This window comes from Arthrobacter sp. DualSoilB13, assembly GCF_055389195.1.
The window spans coordinates 1,595,682-1,614,870 of record NZ_AP035865.1 but is presented as its reverse complement, the minus strand read 5'-3'; the positions used below and the strand labels follow the sequence as shown (position 1 = coordinate 1,614,870).

General features: G+C 60.9%; 13 protein-coding genes and 3 rRNA genes. 3 read left to right on the top strand and 13 right to left on the bottom strand.

The genetic code is table 11. From position 1 onward, the window contains the following. The first annotated feature begins 34 nt into the window (after window positions 1-34). A complete protein-coding gene (locus ACZ5J0_RS07495) occupies window positions 35-1,174 on the top strand; it encodes a bifunctional 2-methylcitrate synthase/citrate synthase (RefSeq protein ID WP_464094510.1) in 1,140 nt (379 codons plus the stop codon). An 85-nt stretch (window positions 1,175-1,259) separates the two neighbouring features. Here ACZ5J0_RS07495 and ACZ5J0_RS07490 read toward each other — a convergent pair whose 3' ends face one another. Next, window positions 1,260-1,757, bottom strand: a complete 498-nt coding sequence (locus tag ACZ5J0_RS07490; RefSeq protein WP_464094509.1) for an 8-oxo-dGTP diphosphatase — start codon at window positions 1,755-1,757, stop codon at window positions 1,260-1,262. A gap of 56 nt (window positions 1,758-1,813) precedes the next feature. On the opposite strand from ACZ5J0_RS07490, the gene ACZ5J0_RS07485 reads away from it, so the two are divergent. Continuing rightward, window positions 1,814-2,572 carry a hypothetical protein gene (locus ACZ5J0_RS07485; RefSeq protein ID WP_464094508.1) on the top strand — a complete coding sequence of 253 codons (759 nt, stop codon included), beginning with the start codon at window positions 1,814-1,816 and terminating at the stop codon, window positions 2,570-2,572. 6 nt (window positions 2,573-2,578) lie between these two features. Here ACZ5J0_RS07485 and xerD read toward each other — a convergent pair whose 3' ends face one another. From xerD to ACZ5J0_RS07440, 9 genes are all read right to left on the bottom strand, one after another. Beyond that, entirely contained in the window at window positions 2,579-3,538 is a 960-nt protein-coding gene (gene xerD, locus ACZ5J0_RS07480) for a site-specific tyrosine recombinase XerD (protein ID WP_142939571.1), read from the bottom strand. Between the two features lie 2 nt (window positions 3,539-3,540). Next, complete coding sequence (locus ACZ5J0_RS07475; protein WP_142939572.1) at window positions 3,541-4,203, bottom strand: NUDIX domain-containing protein; 663 nt, start codon at window positions 4,201-4,203, stop codon at window positions 3,541-3,543. A 27-nt stretch (window positions 4,204-4,230) separates the two neighbouring features. After that, the gene (locus tag ACZ5J0_RS07470; protein WP_166842716.1) at window positions 4,231-5,976 is read right to left on the bottom strand and encodes a CTP synthase; all 1,746 of its coding nucleotides are present in this window, start codon (window positions 5,974-5,976) and stop codon (window positions 4,231-4,233) included. Window positions 5,977-6,124: 148 nt separating this feature from the next. After that, window positions 6,125-7,864 carry a DNA repair protein RecN gene (recN, locus tag ACZ5J0_RS07465; RefSeq protein ID WP_223942264.1) on the bottom strand — a complete coding sequence of 580 codons (1,740 nt, stop codon included), beginning with the start codon at window positions 7,862-7,864 and terminating at the stop codon, window positions 6,125-6,127. A 3-nt stretch (window positions 7,865-7,867) separates the two neighbouring features. Next, a complete protein-coding gene (locus ACZ5J0_RS07460) occupies window positions 7,868-8,908 on the bottom strand; it encodes an NAD kinase (RefSeq protein WP_166842714.1) in 1,041 nt (346 codons plus the stop codon). A 12-nt stretch (window positions 8,909-8,920) separates the two neighbouring features. Continuing rightward, complete coding sequence (locus ACZ5J0_RS07455) at window positions 8,921-9,733, bottom strand: TlyA family RNA methyltransferase (RefSeq protein ID WP_464094507.1); 813 nt, start codon at window positions 9,731-9,733, stop codon at window positions 8,921-8,923. A gap of 3 nt (window positions 9,734-9,736) precedes the next feature. Then, window positions 9,737-9,997 (bottom strand): hypothetical protein, encoded by a 261-nt coding sequence (locus ACZ5J0_RS07450; RefSeq protein ID WP_142939581.1) that lies wholly within the window; start codon window positions 9,995-9,997, stop codon window positions 9,737-9,739. Between the two features lie 9 nt (window positions 9,998-10,006). Next, the gene (locus ACZ5J0_RS07445; protein WP_464094506.1) at window positions 10,007-10,993 is read right to left on the bottom strand and encodes an HAD-IIA family hydrolase; all 987 of its coding nucleotides are present in this window, start codon (window positions 10,991-10,993) and stop codon (window positions 10,007-10,009) included. Beyond that, window positions 10,986-11,801 carry a hypothetical protein gene (locus ACZ5J0_RS07440; protein WP_464094505.1) on the bottom strand — a complete coding sequence of 272 codons (816 nt, stop codon included), beginning with the start codon at window positions 11,799-11,801 and terminating at the stop codon, window positions 10,986-10,988. The genes ACZ5J0_RS07445 and ACZ5J0_RS07440 overlap by 8 nt, the downstream gene beginning before the upstream one ends. Window positions 11,802-11,852: 51 nt before the next feature. On the opposite strand from ACZ5J0_RS07440, the gene ACZ5J0_RS07435 reads away from it, so the two are divergent. Continuing rightward, a complete protein-coding gene (locus ACZ5J0_RS07435; protein ID WP_464094504.1) occupies window positions 11,853-13,049 on the top strand; it encodes a hypothetical protein in 1,197 nt (398 codons plus the stop codon). A gap of 272 nt (window positions 13,050-13,321) precedes the next feature. Here the strand turns inward: ACZ5J0_RS07435 and rrf are convergent. From rrf to ACZ5J0_RS07420, 3 genes are all read right to left on the bottom strand, one after another. Beyond that, a 5S ribosomal RNA gene (gene rrf / locus ACZ5J0_RS07430) occupies window positions 13,322-13,438 on the bottom strand. A 161-nt stretch (window positions 13,439-13,599) separates the two neighbouring features. Continuing rightward, window positions 13,600-16,740, bottom strand: a 23S ribosomal RNA gene (locus tag ACZ5J0_RS07425). Between the two features lie 563 nt (window positions 16,741-17,303). Beyond that, window positions 17,304-18,824, bottom strand: a 16S ribosomal RNA gene (locus ACZ5J0_RS07420). Together the 16S, 23S and 5S rRNA genes form the textbook arrangement of a ribosomal RNA operon. Window positions 18,825-19,189 lie beyond the last annotated feature (365 nt).

Sequence of the window (19,189 nt, the reverse complement as noted above, 5' to 3'; positions counted from 1 at the left end):
CGGACCGCTTGCATTATGAACGAAGGAGTTCAGCATGACAGCTGAAGACATCAAAAAGGGCCTGGCCGGCGTCGTGGTGGACTACACCGCCGTCTCGAAGGTCAACCCGGAGACCAACTCGCTGCTCTACCGCGGGTACCCGGTCCAGGAACTGGCCGCCAAATGCAGCTTCGAAGAAGTGGCCTACCTGCTGTGGAACGGCGAACTGCCCAACGAAACAGAACTGGCGGAATTCACTGCCCGGGAACGTGCGGGCCGTGCCCTTGACCCCGTGGTCAAGACGGTAGTGGACGCGTTACCCACCACCGCCCACCCCATGGATGTCTGCCGCACGGCCGCCTCCGTCCTGGGTGCCCGGCACGAACTGGCTGAGGACTCATCACCAGAAGCCAACATGAAAAAGGCAATCGACCTCTGGGCCGCCATGCCCGCCGTCGTGGCCTACGATCAACGTCGCCGCCGCGGCCAGGATGCGGTTGAGCCCCGCGATGACCTGGACTACTCGGCGAACTTCCTCTGGATGACCTTCGGCGAAGAACAGGTGCCCGAAGTGGTGGAGGCATTTAACGTCTCCATGATCCTGTACGCGGAACACTCCTTCAACGCCTCCACCTTTACCGCCCGAGTGGTCACCTCCACCCTCTCGGACCTGCACTCCGCTGTCACCGCAGCCATCGGTGCCCTTAAGGGTCCCCTGCACGGCGGAGCCAACGAAGCCGTGATGCACACCTTTGACGAGATCGGCATCCGCAGCGAAGAATCCCTCGAAGAAGCCGCCACCCGTGCCCGTGCATGGATGGAAGACGCCCTGGCCCAGAAGAAAAAGGTCATGGGCTTCGGACACCGTGTCTACAAGCACGGCGACTCCCGCGTGCCCACCATGAAAGCCGCCCTAGACAAAATGATCGCCCACTACGGACGACCCGAACTCTTGGGCCTCTACAACGGACTCGAGCAAGCCATGGACGAAGCCAAGGCCATCAAGCCCAACCTCGACTACCCGGCCGGACCCACCTACCACCTCATGGGCTTCGACACCCAGACTTTCACGCCGCTGTTCGTCGCAAGCCGCATCACCGGCTGGACAGCACACGTCATGGAACAGGTAGCGTCCAACTCCCTGATCCGCCCGCTCAGCGAATACAACGGGCCCGAAGAGCGGCACGTTCCGTAACGCTTCCGGTTCTTAAGCAAGAAGCACGACGCCGGGCCGGTCACCGAAAGGCGACCGGCCCGGCGTCGTTCTTCACTCGCTCCTGCTACAGCTGAGGATCCACCCACTCAAGGGTTCGGACGTCAGCCACATTCTCGTTATCGGCCGCCAGAGCCACCCGCACGGCGATGCGCCGGCCGGCGATCATCGCCGGCAGCCAATGCTCGGCGTCGGCCCACATCCTGTCCACGGGAAGTTCCGCCACAGGGAACCATGCGGGGGCAATCTCGTCGCTTTCGGACGGCTCGCCCTCCCACTCGCGGGTCAAGAACACAGTGGTGGCCATGTTCCACTCCGGCTTTGCCGGGAAAACAAAGTCCACAGTGCCCGCCGGAATCAGGTCCTTCGCCGTGACCACCACGTTGATTTCCTCCATGACCTCCCGGCACGCAGCCTGCGAGGCGGTTTCCCCCAGCTCCACGTGGCCGCCCACCCCCACTACCTTGCCCCTGCCGAAACCTGTCTTTTTGGTTCCGAGCAGGACATGCTCGCCGTCCGCGCCGTCGCGGAGGAGGAAGCACAAGGTCACATGGGCTGCAGTCATGCTGCCTACCTTAACCTGATCTCCCCTGCCACTGCCGCCATTGCTACAGTGAGCCCATGACAGAAGGTGGGGGTAACCGGCCAACCAAGGTGGCCGCCGTCGACGACGTTGCAGAACCGCCGTCCGACAACGCTGCAGGGCCCGCAGAAAGAGCTCCCAAAGCCAAACCGGAACGGGACACGTGGTTGCCCCGATGGCTGGTGGCACACCCCCTTTATGCAGGCTGGGCGTGGACCGTGGTGTGGGCAGGGCTGATCGTCCTGGACGAGGTGGTGGACCTGGCCGGATGGACTTGGTACCTGCTGGTACTCGTGGCCGCGCTTCCTACCCTGATCTCCACGCTGGGTGTGCTGCACGCCACGCCCCGCAGCCATCTCCGGGCCGTAGATGCAACAGTCCTCGGCCACTTCTTCGTCCGGTTCCTCGCCTTGGTGGCAGCGTTCATGGTGTGGGCAGCCTCCGTGGTGATGAGTGCCTCCATCTCCACCACCGTCCAGACCGTCATTGGCGATTCCGAGAAGGAAGTCACCGCCCTGGGGTTCAACCTCATGCTGGCCGCAGTTCCGCTGGTCCTCTCCGTCCTTTGGATGGCCTTCATTATCCGCTGCGCATGGTTCCTGCGGCGGTTGCGGGGTTGGCGGCAGGTACCGCAGAAGACACGCGTACCAAAGAAGTTCCTCCGTGGACGCCCGCGGCTCAAGCGGGTGGTGGTGGGGCTTGCACACCCCGGGCTGTTGCTCGTAGCTGGCTTGGGGACGTCGCTGTTGGCATTGTTCGTGGACGCCGTGGAGCTGACGCTCAACGTGCTTGACTAGACTTGGCTATCCGAGCGCCCTCGGATGCGCGGCGGCGTAGACCTCGCGCAAGGTATCCGCGGTGACCAATGTATAGACCTGTGTTGTGGTTACTGATGCGTGTCCCAGGAGCTCCTGCACCACCCTGACATCTGCTCCACCTTCCAACAGGTGGGTGGCAAAGGAATGGCGCAAGGTGTGCGGCGAAACATCCTTGGTGATGTTGGCCTTCTCGGCCGCCGTCTTCAGGATGGTCCAAGCACTCTGCCGGCTGATCCGGCCACCCCGGGCATTGAGGAACAGCGCGGGAGTGCCTTTGCCCTTGGACGCCAGGAGCGGCCTGCCGCGGACAACATAGGCCCCGACGGCACGGGCACCGTAGGAGCCCAGAGGCACCAGACGCTCCTTGGACCCCTTGCCGAACAGCCGCACAATTGCGGGGTCGCCACCGGTGTCTTCGAGGGAGACGTCATCGACGTCCAGTCCCACGGCCTCGCTGATGCGGGCCCCTGTGGAGTACAGGAACTCAAGCAGGGCACGGTCCCGGAGGCCAGTGGCGCTATCCGAGCCGGCAGCTTCCAGGATGCGCGTCACTTCGCCAACACTGATGGCTTTGGGAAGCCGTTTGCCTGGCATGGGCGGGTGGACATCGCTGGCGGGGTCCGCCGTCGTGGTTCCTTCCAGCGCCCAAAACTTATGGAGCCCACGGACGGCCACCACTGTCCGCGCGGCGGAGCGGACGCCCAGTACCGCGCCGCCATCGGAACCGTCGGACAACGCCTGGACGAAAGCCGTCACATGATGCCGGGTGATGTTTCCCGGCTGATCTACACCTTGGGCTGCCAGAAAGTTCGAATACCGGGACAAGTCCCTGCGGTAGGCGGATAAGGTATTGGCCGCCAAACCGCGTTCCACGCCGACGTGCTGCAGATAGTCAGTTACCGCACGGTCAACGCCATTTGCGGTTCGAGTGGCGGCCTCGGCCATGCTCAGCGCTGGCTCGGGTGAGCCGGCCAGGGCGCGTTGGCGGGGCGAAGGCTGGTGAAGCCATCGGCCTTTGCGGCAGCGGCAGCCAGAATCCCCAACACGGCTGAGGGATTGTGCAGACGGCCGTCCATCACTGCCTTCACGGCGTCTTCAAGCGGCACCCAATGGAGTTCAATTTCAGCTTCTTCATCGGTCCGGACGTGCCGGTCCGCCAAGGCGACATCGCTGAGGCCGCGTGCCAAGTAGATGCGGACAGCCTCGCTGGATGAGCCCGGGGAGTTGAAGAAGTCCACAAGGACGTTCCAGGTAGCGGCAACCAGATCAGCTTCCTCAGCCAGCTCCCGGGCCGCACCCACCACAAAGTCCTCGCCCTCGACGTCCAGCAGGCCAGCGGGGATCTCCCACAAATCCATGCCCACCGGATGACGGTACTGCTTCAGCAACAGGATTTCGCCGTCCACGTTCATGGGCAGCACCGCAACCGCACCCGGGTGGTCGATGTAGTCACGAACCAGGGTGTCCGTGCCGTCACTCAGTTGGAACGAGTCGCTGACCACGTCCCAAATGCGCCCTTCGTACACCTTGCTGGTAGACAAAAGACGGCGCGGGCTCGGCATGTCCGAAACCTGCCTTGATGTGCGGGGGGTTTCAGAAATGCCGGGCATCGCGCCGTCCTTCGTTAGTACTTGCGTTTACTTGGCAGCTACTGTGCGGGCGCCGGTCTTGGTGGCCGCGGGGGCACCTTCACGACGCTCCAAAGCAGCCTTGACCAAACCTGCGAACAGCGGGTGCGGGCGCGTGGGGCGGGAGCTGAGCTCCGGGTGCGCCTGCGTTGCCACGTAGTACGGGTGGACTTCGCGGGGAAGCTCCACATATTCCACGAGCTTGCCGTCAGGGGAAGTACCGGAGAACACCAGGCCCTCGGCAGCGATCTGGTCGCGGTACTTGTTGTTGACCTCGTAGCGGTGGCGGTGGCGTTCGCTGACAGTGGTGGTGCCGTAGGTCTCGGCAATGACCGAGCCCTCGTCAAGCTTGGCTTCGTAGAGGCCCAGACGCATGGTGCCGCCGAGGTCTCCCTTGCCGTCCACGATGTCCAGCTGTTCTTCCATGGTGGCGATAACCGGGTACTTCGAATCCGGCTCGAACTCGCTGGAGGAAGCCCCTTCAAGGCCGACCACGTTGCGGGCGTACTCGATCACCATGCACTGCAGGCCCAGGCAAAGGCCCAGGACCGGGAGCTTGGTTTCGCGAGCGAACTTCAGAGCGCCAAGCTTGCCTTCAAGGCCGCGGATACCAAAGCCACCGGGAACGCAGATTGCGTCCACGCCAGCCAGGGACTTGGTTGCCCCTGCCAAAGTTTCACACTCGTCCGACGGGACCCAGCGGATCTTGACCTTGGCTTCGTTGGCGAAACCGCCGGCGCGGAGTGCCTCGGTGACCGAGAGGTAGGCGTCCGGAAGGTCGATGTACTTGCCCACCAGGGCTACCTCGACCTCGTGCTTGGGGTTGTGAACAGCTTCAAGCAGCTTGTCCCACTTGCTCCAGTCAACGTCCTTGAACGGCAGATCCAGCGCACGGACGATGTAGGAGTCCAGGCCCTGGGAGTGCAGGGTCTTGGGGATGTCATAGATGCTGGGTGCGTCAGCGGCGTTGACCACGGCGTCGATGTCGACGTCGCACATGCGGCCGATCTTCTCGCGCATGGCTTCGGGCACTTCGCGGTCTGAGCGGATCACGATTGCTTCAGGCTGGATGCCAATGGAGCGAAGGGCTGCCACGGAGTGCTGCGTGGGCTTGGTCTTCAGTTCCTGGGAAGGACCGATGTACGGGACCAGCGAAACGTGAAGGAAGAAGACGTTGTTGCGGCCCACATCCTGACGGACCTGGCGCGCGGACTCAAGGAAGGGCTGCGACTCGATGTCGCCCACGGTGCCACCGATTTCGGTGATGATGACGTCCGGAGCGTTCTTGCCTTCAGCAGGCAGGCGCATGCGGCGCTTGATTTCATCGGTGATGTGGGGAATGACCTGAACGGTGTCCCCGAGGTATTCGCCACGACGTTCCTTGGCGATAACGGTGGAGTAGATCTGGCCCGTTGTGACGTTGGCCGAACCTTCGAGGTTTTCGTCGAGGAAGCGCTCGTAGTGACCAATATCGAGGTCAGTTTCGGCGCCGTCATCGGTCACGAATACTTCGCCGTGCTGGAAGGGGTTCATCGTGCCCGGATCCACATTCAGATAAGGATCGAGCTTCTGCATAGTTACAGACAAACCACGTGCCCGCAGCAGGTGACCGAGGCTTGAAGCCGTCAGACCCTTACCGAGCGAGGACGCCACACCACCGGTGACGAAGATGTGTTTGGTCGTCTTGGACGAGCCCGGGAACCGGGAATTTACACGGGAATTTGATCGCTGCACCACGGAATTCGAGCTTATCATCAATTACGCCTTCCAAGCGTCCGTTCGGATTCCCCAAATGGTCAATAGTTGCTCACCACCGCGGTCCAAGCAAGACCCGGGCGGGATTAAGTGCACCGATGTGATGGTGGTCGCACTCCACCAAAACACCCGCACTCCCCCAAAGACACTAGGCGCGCTGCGGTAAAAGCTTTGCGTCATCCAGCAGTTCCTGGGCATGCGCCTGCGCACTCTCGGAATCCTCCTGGCCGGCCAGCATGCGGGCAAGCTCCTTGACCCGCTCATCGTCGCTGAGAAGCTGCACGTCGCTGGAGGTGAAGCCGGTGGTGGTCTTCCCGTCAGCGCCGCGCACGGACGTTTTGGTCACGCGGATATGTTGATCCGCGAAGGCAGCCACCTGCGGCAGGTGGGTCACCACCAGCACCTGGACGTGCCGGGCGAGCATCGCCAGCCTGCGTCCAATTTCGACGGCGGCCCGCCCACCCACCCCGGCGTCCACCTCATCGAAGACGAACGTCGGGACGGGATCCACTGCGGCGAGCACTACCTCAATGGCCAACATGACCCTGGACAGTTCACCGCCGGAGGCCCCCTTGCCCAGGGGCCTCGCCGGAGCACCGGAGTGGGGCTGGAGGAGAAAAGCGATCTCATCAGTGCCCCAGGGGCCCAGCGGGCCGCTCCCGTCCACCTCGATGACCAAGGTGGCGTCAGCCATCGCCAGAGCCTTCAGCTCGGCACTGACCCGGGCTGAGAGGTCCTTCGACGCCTTGAGCCGGGCCTTGGTGATGCCCGCCGCCAGCTTGCGCAGCGTTGCCTCCGCAGAAGCAACCTCGGCGTCCAAGGATTCGATGCGAGTGGAGTCATCCTGCAACTCATCAAGGCGGGTCCTCGCAGTAGCCGCCCACTCAAGCACTTCATCAATGCTCGGGGCATACTTGCGGATCAGCTTGGCAAGGGCAGCCCGGCGTTCCTCTATTTCGGAGAGCCGCTCAGGGCCTTCGGTGTCCAGGGCCGCCTGGTAACTGGAGAGCTCGGCGGCGATGTCATTGAGGAGGAAGCCCACCTCCGCCAGCCGGGCTGCTGCCGAACGGAGTTCCTCGTCATGCTCAGCCACATGCTCCAACGTCCGCTTGGCCGCATCCACCATGGTGGTTGCGTCGCCGGCGTCCCCGAATTCCTCGGCAATGAGGGACTCATGGGCAGCAGCTGCCGCTAAACGCAGTTCTTCAACGTTGGCCAGTTTTACGGCCTCGGCCTTGAGCGTTTCGTCTTCACCCGGCTGGGGATCCACCTCATCAATTTCCTTGAGGGCGGCGTCCAGCGATTCAGCCTCGCGCAGACGCTCGCGGGCTTCCCTGCGCAACGAATCAAGTTCAGACTGGATAGCCTTCCAGTGGTTGAACAGGTCCTGGTACTCCCCCAGAGTCTTCGCCAGGGACGTTCCGGCAAACCTGTCCAACGCGTGCCGCTGCGCGGTAGCGCTCTTGAGCCGGATCTGGTCCGACTGCCCATGGACTACCACCAGACTTTCGCCCAGCTCGGCCAACACTCCCACTGGTGCCGCTCGCCCGCCAACATAAGCACGGCTACGTCCGTCAGCACCAACGGTGCGGGCCAGCAGGAGTTCAGCAACGCCGTCGAACTCTTCCGCCTCGCCGCCGGCTTCCTTGGCTCGCTCCACCGCGCTGTGCCCCGGATCAAGCTTCAACACAGCTTCGGCCGAGGCGGATTTGGCCCCGCTTCGAACGGCACCGGCGTCAGATCTCGCACCAAGAAGAAGTCCGACGGCGGTCACCACCATGGTCTTGCCGGCACCGGTTTCGCCGGTGACGACACTGAGGCCCGGGCCTAGCGGCAGGGCTGCGTCTGTGATGACGCCGAGGTCACGGATTCGGAGTTCTTCAAGCATGGTTCACTTCGCATTCGTGGGATCTGATGGCTCACCTTGCCCCAGGTCCTGGGACGTTGCAGAGTCCCGGGGACTGGGCAAAGGAGCCGGTGACAGGGTCCGGATGACGGGGATGGGACCGGTGTGGACTTCGCCGCTCCGAGGGGCCGGGCCACGCCAGCCGTGGATGGGAAGCTGGAACTTGCGGACAAGCCGGGCAGAGAACGGCGTCTTGTGGGTCCGGGCCAGGCGCACCGGGGTGGCCGAGCGCGTTACTTCAACACGGGCTCCAGGCGGCAGATCCACCGAACGACGGCCATCGCACCAGAGAACTCCGGTGGCGTCGGTCCGGTTCATGATTTCCACGGCCAGCTTGGAACGCGGGGACACCACCAAGGGCTTGGCAAAAAGCGCATGTGCACTGATGGGAACAATGACCAATGCTTCGACCTCAGGCCACACTACGGGCCCTCCTGAAGAGAAAGCATAGGCTGTGGAACCGGTGGGCGTAGCGAGGACAACACCATCACAGCCGAACGACGTCAAAGGACGCTCGTCCACCTCGGTGACAACTTCCAGCATCCGTTCCCGGTTGGCCTTCTCGATGGCAGCTTCGTTCAAAGCCCACGTGTGCCAAATCTTCTGGCCCTTGACCCACACCTGGACATCGATTGTCATGCGTTCTTCCACCGTGTACTGGCGGCTGGCGATCCACTCCACGGTCTGGGCCAGATCGGCGCGTTCACTTTCCGCCAGGAAGCCCACATGCCCCAGGTTGACGCCCAGCAGCGGGACGTCAACCTCGCGCACCAGTTCGGCAGCCCTCAGGATGGTGCCATCCCCGCCGAGAACCATCACCAGCTCCACGTCCTCAAGATTGACGTGATCGTTGAGGATCTCGATAGGCGTATCAAGGGCGCCGAAGAATCGTTCAATATCTGCAAGTTCGGATTTCTGCAGCACGGGAACCAGGCCGGAGGAATGCAGTTGCGTACAGGCATCCCACGCTGCGCGGAGCGATTCCTCCCGCCCTGTGTGGGCAAGGACAAGTACACGCCTGCTCATCGGATCTGCTTTCTAGTGGTTCGGCCAGAGTTTCTTGATCAACGCAGCAACGTCCTCGTCCCGCTCTTCGATCTTAGGCAACACCGCTGACATACTGCGCTTCATCCACAGGAAGTATTCAACATTTCCGTCCTGGCCCGGCAGCGGACTGGCCGCAAGGTCTTGAAGTTCCAGGCCTGCGTCCACTGCAGCGCGGGCAACCTGGGCCACCGCCCGCCGGCGTTCATTCTCGGAGGACACCACACCGGTTCGGCTTAGGCGTTCCTTGCCAACCTCGAACTGTGGTTTGACCATGAGGACCATGTCACCGCCCGGCTCGGTGCATTGTGCAAGTGGCCACAGGACCAGCGTCAAGGAAATGAACGACAAGTCAGCCACCGTCAACGTCGCCGGGCCACCGATCTGCTCCGGTGTCATGTACCTGACGTTGAGGCCTTCATGGACCTCCACCCTGGGGTCCTCCCGAAGGTGCGGCACCAGCTGGCCGTGCCCCACATCCACCGCCACCACCTGGGCGGCACCTTGCCGGAGCAGAACGTCAGTGAAACCGCCTGTGGAGGCACCGGCGTCGAGACACCGCTTACCGGCAACCACGACGGCGGGGAACGCCTTCAGCGCGCCGGCCAGCTTGTGCCCGGCACGGCTCACGTAAATGTCCTCCAGATGGGATTCGACATCCAGCTCCGTCTCCGCATCCACCTGATGTGCGGCTTTGACGAGGACGTGACCGTTCGAGCTGACCTTGCCATCACTGATGAGTTTGGCGGCATGCGTACGCGACCTCGCCAGCCCACGGGTGACGAGTTCCTGATCAAGTCTTGGCATTCGTTAACTGTCGCCTTCCGGGCGCGAGCCGCTCTTCGGGGTTGCCGGAAGCCCGGGTTCCGCGTCCAAAGCTTCCAACAAGGCGTCATGGATGCCGGTGTACAGCTCCCCATGGTCCGGCACGGGTGACTCCGCTACGCCGTCCAGCAGGCCGAGGGCCCTGTCCACCAGGGGATCCCCCGTGGGGCTCGCCGTGTCAGGCCACTGGACTGCGGGTGGTTCCGGATCGGGATGTTCCGCATCGGACTGTTGGGGGTCGGTCATCGCACCAGTCTAGTGATTTCGCCACACCAGCTGCGGCGTTTGCGCCACGTCCGTGTCCGGAACAGCTGCCCACCACGCCGCGCATGCCGCCCGCCAAGCGTCGAGATCGGCCTCGTCTCCTGTGACGGTCACGGTGCCATCCCCGGCAACTGCAGATGCCGCACCACAACGGAACGTACCGGCGTCGCTGACAACCTCCGGATACGGCGCGTACAGGCCCTCCAAGTCCGCCAGGAGGTAGTCCGGACGTTCATCCGTTCGTGCAGCAATGATGGTGTGGGTGGTGTCCACCCCGGTGAGGACGGCCGCCGTCGCAAATCCTGCACGGTTGCCGCCCAGGATGTCGGTGTCCAAACGGTCGCCCACAACCAGCGGACGGTCGGCCTTAAGCCGTTTGGCCGCTGCATGGAACAGAGGGGCTTCCGGCTTGCCGGCCACCACAGGTGTCTTTCCCGTGGCAGCCGCCACAGCGGCAACAAGCGTTCCATTCCCAGGGGCCATGCCGCGGGCCTGCGGGATGGACATGTCCGTGTTGGTGGCAAACCACATGGCTCCCCCGGCCACAACATACGACGCCTCCGCGAGATCCTTCCAGCCGATCTCCGGGTTGAAACCCTGGACGACGGCTACCGGAGATTCGGCGGCACTGTGCACGGGCTTGAGTCCCGCCAATTCGATCTCATGAGCCAAAGCTGCGCTGCCGGTGATGAGGACATGCGCCCCCGCAGGCAGCATGGAAGCCAAAAGCTCCCCTGCTGCCTGGGAGGAACTGACCACTTGATGGTCCTCAGCCGGCGCGCCAAGCTCCCGCAGATGCGCCGCAACCTGAGCCGGAGTGCGGGAGGCATTGTTGGTCACATAACCAAGGCCAACGCCTACAGTTTCGAGACGCCGCAATGACTCCACGGCCCCAGGGATGGCATGCGGTCCCGCATAGACCACCCCGTCCAGATCTGAAAGGACAGCATCAAACAGTGAGATCAGTGAATCAGCCATGCTGGGAGTCGGAGCCCTCGTTCTCGGTATCTTGGTCTTTTGCCTCTACGTCGTCTTCAGCTGAATCGATGTCAGATTCTGCGTCATCCGACTCGAAGTAGTCAGACTCCGCATCATCAAGCTCAACCTCATCGTGCTCAACGTCAGCGGCTGCGGCCTCAACAATGACCGTTTCTGTTTCAGGCTTCACGACGTCGGTGTCCCGCACCGGCTTCTCGAAGCGCGGCTTCCGCGCGGCTGCTTCTTCCTGCTCGTCCCAGCCAAGGTCAAGAATTTCGGGCTCAGCGAAGTCGCCAACACCCAAGGCGCTCTCAGCAACGAGCGCCTGGCGGGCCCACTTATCGGCTTCCTCGGTACGACCCACTGCGCTCAAAGCCTCAGCGTATGCGCGGAAGAGGCGCGGGCTGTAAGAGAAGGCTCGGTTGATGTCCAGCTGTGGGATCTCGAGCTCGCTGACAGCAGCATCCAGCTGATTGAGGTCCGCACGTGCGCCGGAGGCAACGATAGCGAGCTCAACCTTGCCCGGAGCGTCAAGATCCTGGGCTTCGGGAGAGCGCACCATGTCCAGTGCACGATCAGCGCGGCCAAGGCCACGCTCGCAGTCGGCCATCACCGGCAAATGCACGTTGGACCCACTGATGCGGCGGTAGGTACGGAATTCACGCAGCGCCTCGCCGTAATGGCCGGCGGCGTAAGCGGTCAGACCTACCGCTTCGCGTACTACTGAGAGGCGTCCACCGCGGCGGCTTGCAGCAAGGGCGTGCTGGAAGGCGAGCTCGGGCTCAATGTCAATCAAACGTCCCGCCATGACCAGGTGCTTTGCGACCCAACCTGCGCTCTGCTCCTCGAGGGTCTTGATTTGGTGACCCGTAGCGCGGTCGAGTTCCTTGCCCGTGACGTCCTCGTCAATTTCGGGGGAACGCTCACGGTCGGGACGGTTGGCGCTGCGGATGTCCTTGGCGTTAGGAACGCGTGCGGGACGCTCTTCCCGTGCGCCACCGCGTTCGTTGCGGTCGCCACCAAAGGAACGACGCTCGCCGCCGCGTTCGGGCCGGTCTCCGTAGGGCTTGCGGTCGCCACGGTCACCGAACGGCTTGCGGTCGCGGTCGCCGCCGAAGGAGCGACGGTCATCGTTGTCGCGGCGGGGGCCATCAAAGTTCCGCGGTCCACGCTCGGGCCGGTCGCCGAAGGGCTTACGGTCGCCACGGTCATTATTGAACGGACGACGCTCACCATCACGAGCCGGACGATCACTACGATCGCCAAAGGGCTTGCGGTCGCGGTCGCCGCCGAAGGAGCGACGGTCATCGTTGTCGCGGCGGGGGCCATCAAAGTTCCGCGGTCCACGCTCGGGCCGGTCGCCGAAGGGCTTACGGTCGCCACGGTCATTATTGAACGGACGACGCTCACCATCACGAGCCGGACGATCACTACGATCGCCAAAGGGCTTGCGGTCGCGGTCGCCGCCGAAGGAGCGACGGTCATCGTTGTCGCGGCGGGGGCCATCAAAGTTCCGCGGTCCACGCTCGGGCCGGTCGCCGAAGGGCTTACGGTCGCCACGGTCATTATTGAACGGACGACGCTCACCATCACGAGCCGGACGATCGCCACGGTCACCGAAAGGCTTACGGTCACGGTCGCCACCAAAGGAGCGACGCTCACCATCACGAGCCGGACGATCGCCGCGGTCATTGTTAAAGGGGCGTCGCTCGCCATCACGGGCCGGACGATCACTACGATCGCCAAAGGGCTTACGGTCACGGTCGCCACCGAAGGAGCGACGCTCACCATCACGGGCAGGCCGCTCCCCGCGGTCACTGTTAAAGGGACGACGCTCACCGTCACGGGCCGGACGATCATTACCGTCCCGGTTCTCCCTGGAACGGAACCCGCGCGGGTCTCCGCCGGAATTGTTGTTGGGGCGGTACGAACCGCGGTCGTCGCGGTTCCCTCCGAAGTTTCCGCGATTGCCGCCGCGATTGCCGCCGTTGTGCTCAGCCATGGTGGATTCCTCCTGTTGCGAGCCGACCACTGGCGCGTGCGTAGTCGCTCATAACCCTTATTTCGTTGTCACGCCGCCAGTAGCGCTCGGCTACCGACTCGTATATCTGGTTCAATTCTATTCGACCCCGCCACAGCCACCGAACGCCGGAAGGACCTTTAGGCCGTCCCGTGGCAAGTCTCACAAGCGCGACGCTACCAAGCCGTCTCGCACCACCGGCGCTCATCCGCCATGGGAGACAGCACCCCAGGCAGAGAGCTGTGGGGTGGTTTGGGTTAAATGCGGGGAGCCCCGACCGTGTGGTCGGGGCTCCTCCGTGAATGGTTGTCCGGCGGTGTCCTACTCTCCCACACCCTCCCGGGTGCAGTACCATCGGCGCTGTGGGTCTTAGCTTCCGGGTTCGGAATGGGACCGGGCGTTTCCCCCACGCTATGACCGCCGTAACTCTGTTACCCGTCCCGGGTGTGCGGGCCCTTGTGGGGTCTGCTTTCCCGGGTGGGAAGACTGTGGTTACAACTGTGGTGTTGTGTATTTAGTTGTTGGTTCCTGGTTCGAACGGTTGTTGTTCGGGAACCACATAGTGGACGCGTGCAGTGTGTGTTGTGTGGTGTAAGTTGTTGGCCTATTAGTACCGGTCAGCTTCACGAGTCTTTAGTCCTCGCTTCCACATCCGGCCTATCAACCCAGTGGTCTGGCTGGGGGCCTCTCACACATAATGTGTATGGAAATCTCATCTTGAAGCGAGCTTCCCGCTTAGATGCTTTCAGCGGTTATCCCATCCGAACGTAGCTAATCAGCGATGCACTTGGCAGTACAACTGACACACCAGAGGTTCGTCCGTCCCGGTCCTCTCGTACTAAGGACAGCCCTTCTCAAATTTCCTGCGCGCGCAGCGGATAGGGACCGAACTGTCTCACGACGTTCTAAACCCAGCTCGCGTACCGCTTTAATGGGCGAACAGCCCAACCCTTGGGACCTACTCCAGCCCCAGGATGCGACGAGCCGACATCGAGGTGCCAAACCATGCCGTCGATATGGACTCTTGGGCAAGATCAGCCTGTTATCCCCGAGGTACCTTTTATCCGTTGAGCGACGGCCATTCCACAATGTACCGCCGGATCACTAGTCCCGACTTTCGTCCCTGCTTGAGATGTCTCTCTCACAGTCAAGCTCCCTTGTGCACTTACACTCGACACCTGATTGCCAACCAGGCTGAGGGAACCTTTGGGCGCCTCCGTTACTTTTTAGGAGGCAACCGCCCCAGTTAAACTACCCATCAGGCACTGTCCCTGACCCGGATCACGGGCCGAAGTTAGATGTCCAAAGTGACCAGAGTGGTATTTCAACGATGACTCCACCCGAACTGGCGTCCGGGTTTCAACGTCTCCCACCTATCCTACACAAGCCACTCCGAACACCAATACCAAACTATAGTAAAGGTCTCGGGGTCTTTCCGTCCTGCTGCGCGTAACGAGCATCTTTACTCGTACTGCAATTTCGCCGAGTTTATGGTTGAGACAGCGGGGAAGTCGTTACTCCATTCGTGCAGGTCGGAACTTACCCGACAAGGAATTTCGCTACCTTAGGATGGTTATAGTTACCACCGCCGTTTACTGGGGCTTAAATTCTCAGCTTCGCCCGTAAGGGCTAACCGGTCCTCTTAACCTTCCAGCACCGGGCAGGAGTCAGTCCGTATACATCGTCTTGCGACTTCGCACGGACCTGTGTTTTTAGTAAACAGTCGCTTCCCCCTGGTCTCTGCGGCCCACACCCGCTCACGGAGAGCAAGTCTCCATCACGGGGCAGGCCCCCCTTCTCCCGAAGTTACGGGGGCATTTTGCCGAGTTCCTTAACCATAATTCTCTCGATCGCCTTGGTATTCTCTACCTGATCACCTGTGTCGGTTTGGGGTACGGGCGGCTAAAACCTCGCGTCGATGCTTTTCTTGGCAGCATAGGATCACCGGATCCCCCCGAACGGGGGTCCCATCAGATCTCAGGATCGTGCTCGAAACACACAGGAACGGATTTGCCTATCCCTGACCCTACATCCTTAGACCGGGGCAACCATCGCCCGGCCCGGCTACCTTCCTGCGTCACACCTGTTAATACGCTTACCTCCCGGGATCAGATCCCGCGCTCGGCCAAAACCCACACACCACAAGGGTGATAGGGCAGGCTCCGGGCGGTTAGTATCCCCCGCTTGGCATGGACGGTTTTTCGCCGGTACGGGAATATCAACCCGTTGTCCATCGACTACGCCTGTCGGCCTCGCCTTAGGTCCCGACTTACCCAGGGCAGATTAGCTTGACCCTGGAACCCTTGATCATTCGGCGGACGGGTTTCTCACCCGTCTTTCGCTACTCATGCCTGCATTCTCACTCGTGTAGGCTCCACCGCTGGTTTCCACCGCGACTTCACTGCCCACACGACGCTCCCCTACCACTCCACACCCCTGAACCACGAAGGCTAGGGCAATATGTGAAATCCACAACTTCGGCGGTGTACTTGAGCCCCGCTACATTGTCGGCGCGGAATCACTTGACCAGTGAGCTATTACGCACTCTTTCAAGGATGGCTGCTTCTAAGCCAACCTCCTGGTTGTCTTCGCAACTCCACATCCTTTCCCACTTAGCACACGCTTAGGGGCCTTAGTTGGTGGTCTGGGCTGTTTCCCTCTCGACTATGAAGCTTATCCCCCACAGTCTCACTGCTGCGCTCTGACTTACCGGCATTCGGAGTTTGGCTGACGTCAGTAACCTTGTAGGGCCCATCGGCCATCCAGTAGCTCTACCTCCGGCAAGAAACACGCAACGCTGCACCTAAATGCATTTCGGGGAGAACCAGCTATCACGGAGTTTGATTGGCCTTTCACCCCTACCCACAGCTCATCCCCTCCATTTTCAACTGAAGTGGGTTCGGTCCTCCACGACGTCTTACCGTCGCTTCAACCTGGCCATGGGTAGATCACTCCGCTTCGGGTCTAGATCACGCCACTACACTCGCCCTATTCAGACTCGCTTTCGCTACGGCTACCCCACACGGGTTAACCTCGCGACGTAACACTAACTCGCAGGCTCATTCTTCAAAAGGCACGCCGTCACAGTAACAAGACTGCTCCGACGGATTGTAAGCACACGGTTTCAGGTACTGTTTCACTCCCCTCCCGGGGTACTTTTCACCTTTCCCTCACGGTACTGGTCCGCTATCGGTCATTAGGAAGTATTTAGGCTTATCAGGTGGTCCTGACAGATTCGCACGGGATTTCTCGGGCCCCGTGCTACTTGGGATACTCCCCAGGCCGTGCACAACATTACGGTTACGGGGCTCACACCCTCTCTGGCCGGCCTTTCAAGACCGTTCACCTATGCCTGCACCTCACCTCACTGGTCCGGCAGAACCAGAACGGAAAGTCCCACAACCCCGCCCATGCAACGCCCGCCGGCTATCACACATGAAACGGTTTAGCCTGATCCGCGTTCGCTCGCCACTACTAACGGAATCACTATTGTTTTCTCTTCCTGCGGGTACTGAGATGTTTCACTTCCCCGCGTTCCCCCCACGCACCCTATGTGTTCAGATGCGGGTCACACAATCACCATGACAGCGTTGTGCGGGGTTTCCCCATTCGGACATCCTGGGATCAACGCTCGGTTATCAACTCCCCCAGGCTTATCGCAGATTCCTACGTCCTTCTTCGGCTCCTAATGCCAAGGCATCCACCGTGTGCCCTTAAAAACTTGACCACACAAAGACCGGACTCTCATCCGGTCATGCATCATCTACTCGAGAGAACCACGACCACAAGGGCCAGGTTCATTCATAAGAAATTGCTGTAAGAACACACACACCAAAGCGTGTGTGTTCCAGATGCTCGCGTCCACTATGTAGTTCTCAAACAACAACCCCGTCAACCAGACCACCACCCACCACAACCCCCACCAAAAAAGGGGAGCCATGCACACGAGCGGCCGTACCGGAAGCAGGAACAAAAGAAACACCAGAAGTGCCCCCTATGCATTGCTGCAAAAAGGTCCTGTTGCCTCAGGACCCAACAGTGCGCCAAACACAACCCCACACCAACCACGCCCCAGCCACGTTCCACACAACCCACACCCCCACAAAAGGGACACAGACCGCCGTACTAGCACCAGGACACAACCAGGAAAGGCCATGCCAAAAAAATTTGATTCGTTGATATTCCACCCATGAGCACCCACCGCAGAACAGACGCCTGCGCAATGGGCAACACTGACAACCACCACCACACCCATGCAGGCACAGCAACCAGTTGTTAGCAGCTCCTTAGAAAGGAGGTGATCCAGCCGCACCTTCCGGTACGGCTACCTTGTTACGACTTAGTCCCAATCGCCGGTCCCACCTTCGACGGCTCCCCCCACAAGGGTTAGGCCACCGGCTTCGGGTGTTACCAACTTTCGTGACTTGACGGGCGGTGTGTACAAGGCCCGGGAACGTATTCACCGCAGCGTTGCTGATCTGCGATTACTAGCGACTCCGACTTCATGGGGTCGAGTTGCAGACCCCAATCCGAACTGAGACCGGCTTTTTGGGATTAGCTCCACCTCACAGTATCGCAACCCTTTGTACCGGCCATTGTAGCATGCGTGAAGCCCAAGACATAAGGGGCATGATGATTTGACGTCGTCCCCACCTTCCTCCGAGTTGACCCCGGCAGTCTCCTATGAGTCCCCGCCATCACGCGCTGGCAACATAGAACGAGGGTTGCGCTCGTTGCGGGACTTAACCCAACATCTCACGACACGAGCTGACGACAACCATGCACCACCTGTAAACCGACCGCAAGCGGGGCACCTGTTTCCAGGTCTTTCCGGTTCATGTCAAGCCTTGGTAAGGTTCTTCGCGTTGCATCGAATTAATCCGCATGCTCCGCCGCTTGTGCGGGCCCCCGTCAATTCCTTTGAGTTTTAGCCTTGCGGCCGTACTCCCCAGGCGGGGCACTTAATGCGTTAGCTACGGCGCGGAAAACGTGGAATGTCCCCCACACCTAGTGCCCAACGTTTACGGCATGGACTACCAGGGTATCTAATCCTGTTCGCTCCCCATGCTTTCGCTCCTCAGCGTCAGTTACAGCCCAGAGACCTGCCTTCGCCATCGGTGTTCCTCCTGATATCTGCGCATTTCACCGCTACACCAGGAATTCCAGTCTCCCCTACTGCACTCTAGTCTGCCCGTACCCACTGCAGAACCGGAGTTGAGCCCCGGTCTTTCACAGCAGACGCGACAAACCGCCTACGAGCTCTTTACGCCCAATAATTCCGGATAACGCTTGCGCCCTACGTATTACCGCGGCTGCTGGCACGTAGTTAGCCGGCGCTTCTTCTGCAGGTACCGTCACTTACGCTTCTTCCCTACTGAAAGAGGTTTACAACCCGAAGGCCGTCATCCCTCACGCGGCGTCGCTGCATCAGGCTTGCGCCCATTGTGCAATATTCCCCACTGCTGCCTCCCGTAGGAGTCTGGGCCGTGTCTCAGTCCCAGTGTGGCCGGTCACCCTCTCAGGCCGGCTACCCGTCGTCGCCTTGGTAGGCCATTACCCCACCAACAAGCTGATAGGCCGCGAGTCCATCCAAAACCACAAAAGCTTTCCACCACCACCACATGCGTGGAATGGTCGTATCCGGTATTAGACCCAGTTTCCCAGGCTTATCCCAGAGTCAAGGGCAGGTTACTCACGTGTTACTCACCCGTTCGCCACTAATCCCCCAGCAAGCTGGGATCATCGTTCGACTTGCATGTGTTAAGCACGCCGCCAGCGTTCATCCTGAGCCAGGATCAAACTCTCCGTTGAAGAAAAACAAATCAAACAGACACAACCACACCCACCGGAAATAACGGCGAACACGGCTGCACAAAATTCGAAACCAGCTGAAAACCAGACCACCACACACGGGGGTGCGCAATGATCCAGCCATAATTTCAACCAATCAATAAAACAATCGGTATCAACAAACTTGGCACACTATTGAGTTCTCAAACAACAGACACTAACCGGCACCACCCAAACCCCCACAGGGGCCCGGGATCGCTCCGGAGCAACTTTTCAAACTTACCCGAACCAGCCGCACAAAGCAAACCACAATCCAGGCCTCCCCACCAACCAGAAGCACACAAAAGCACAACCGGAACCGGTAATTTGAAAGGGAGTCGGTCGCT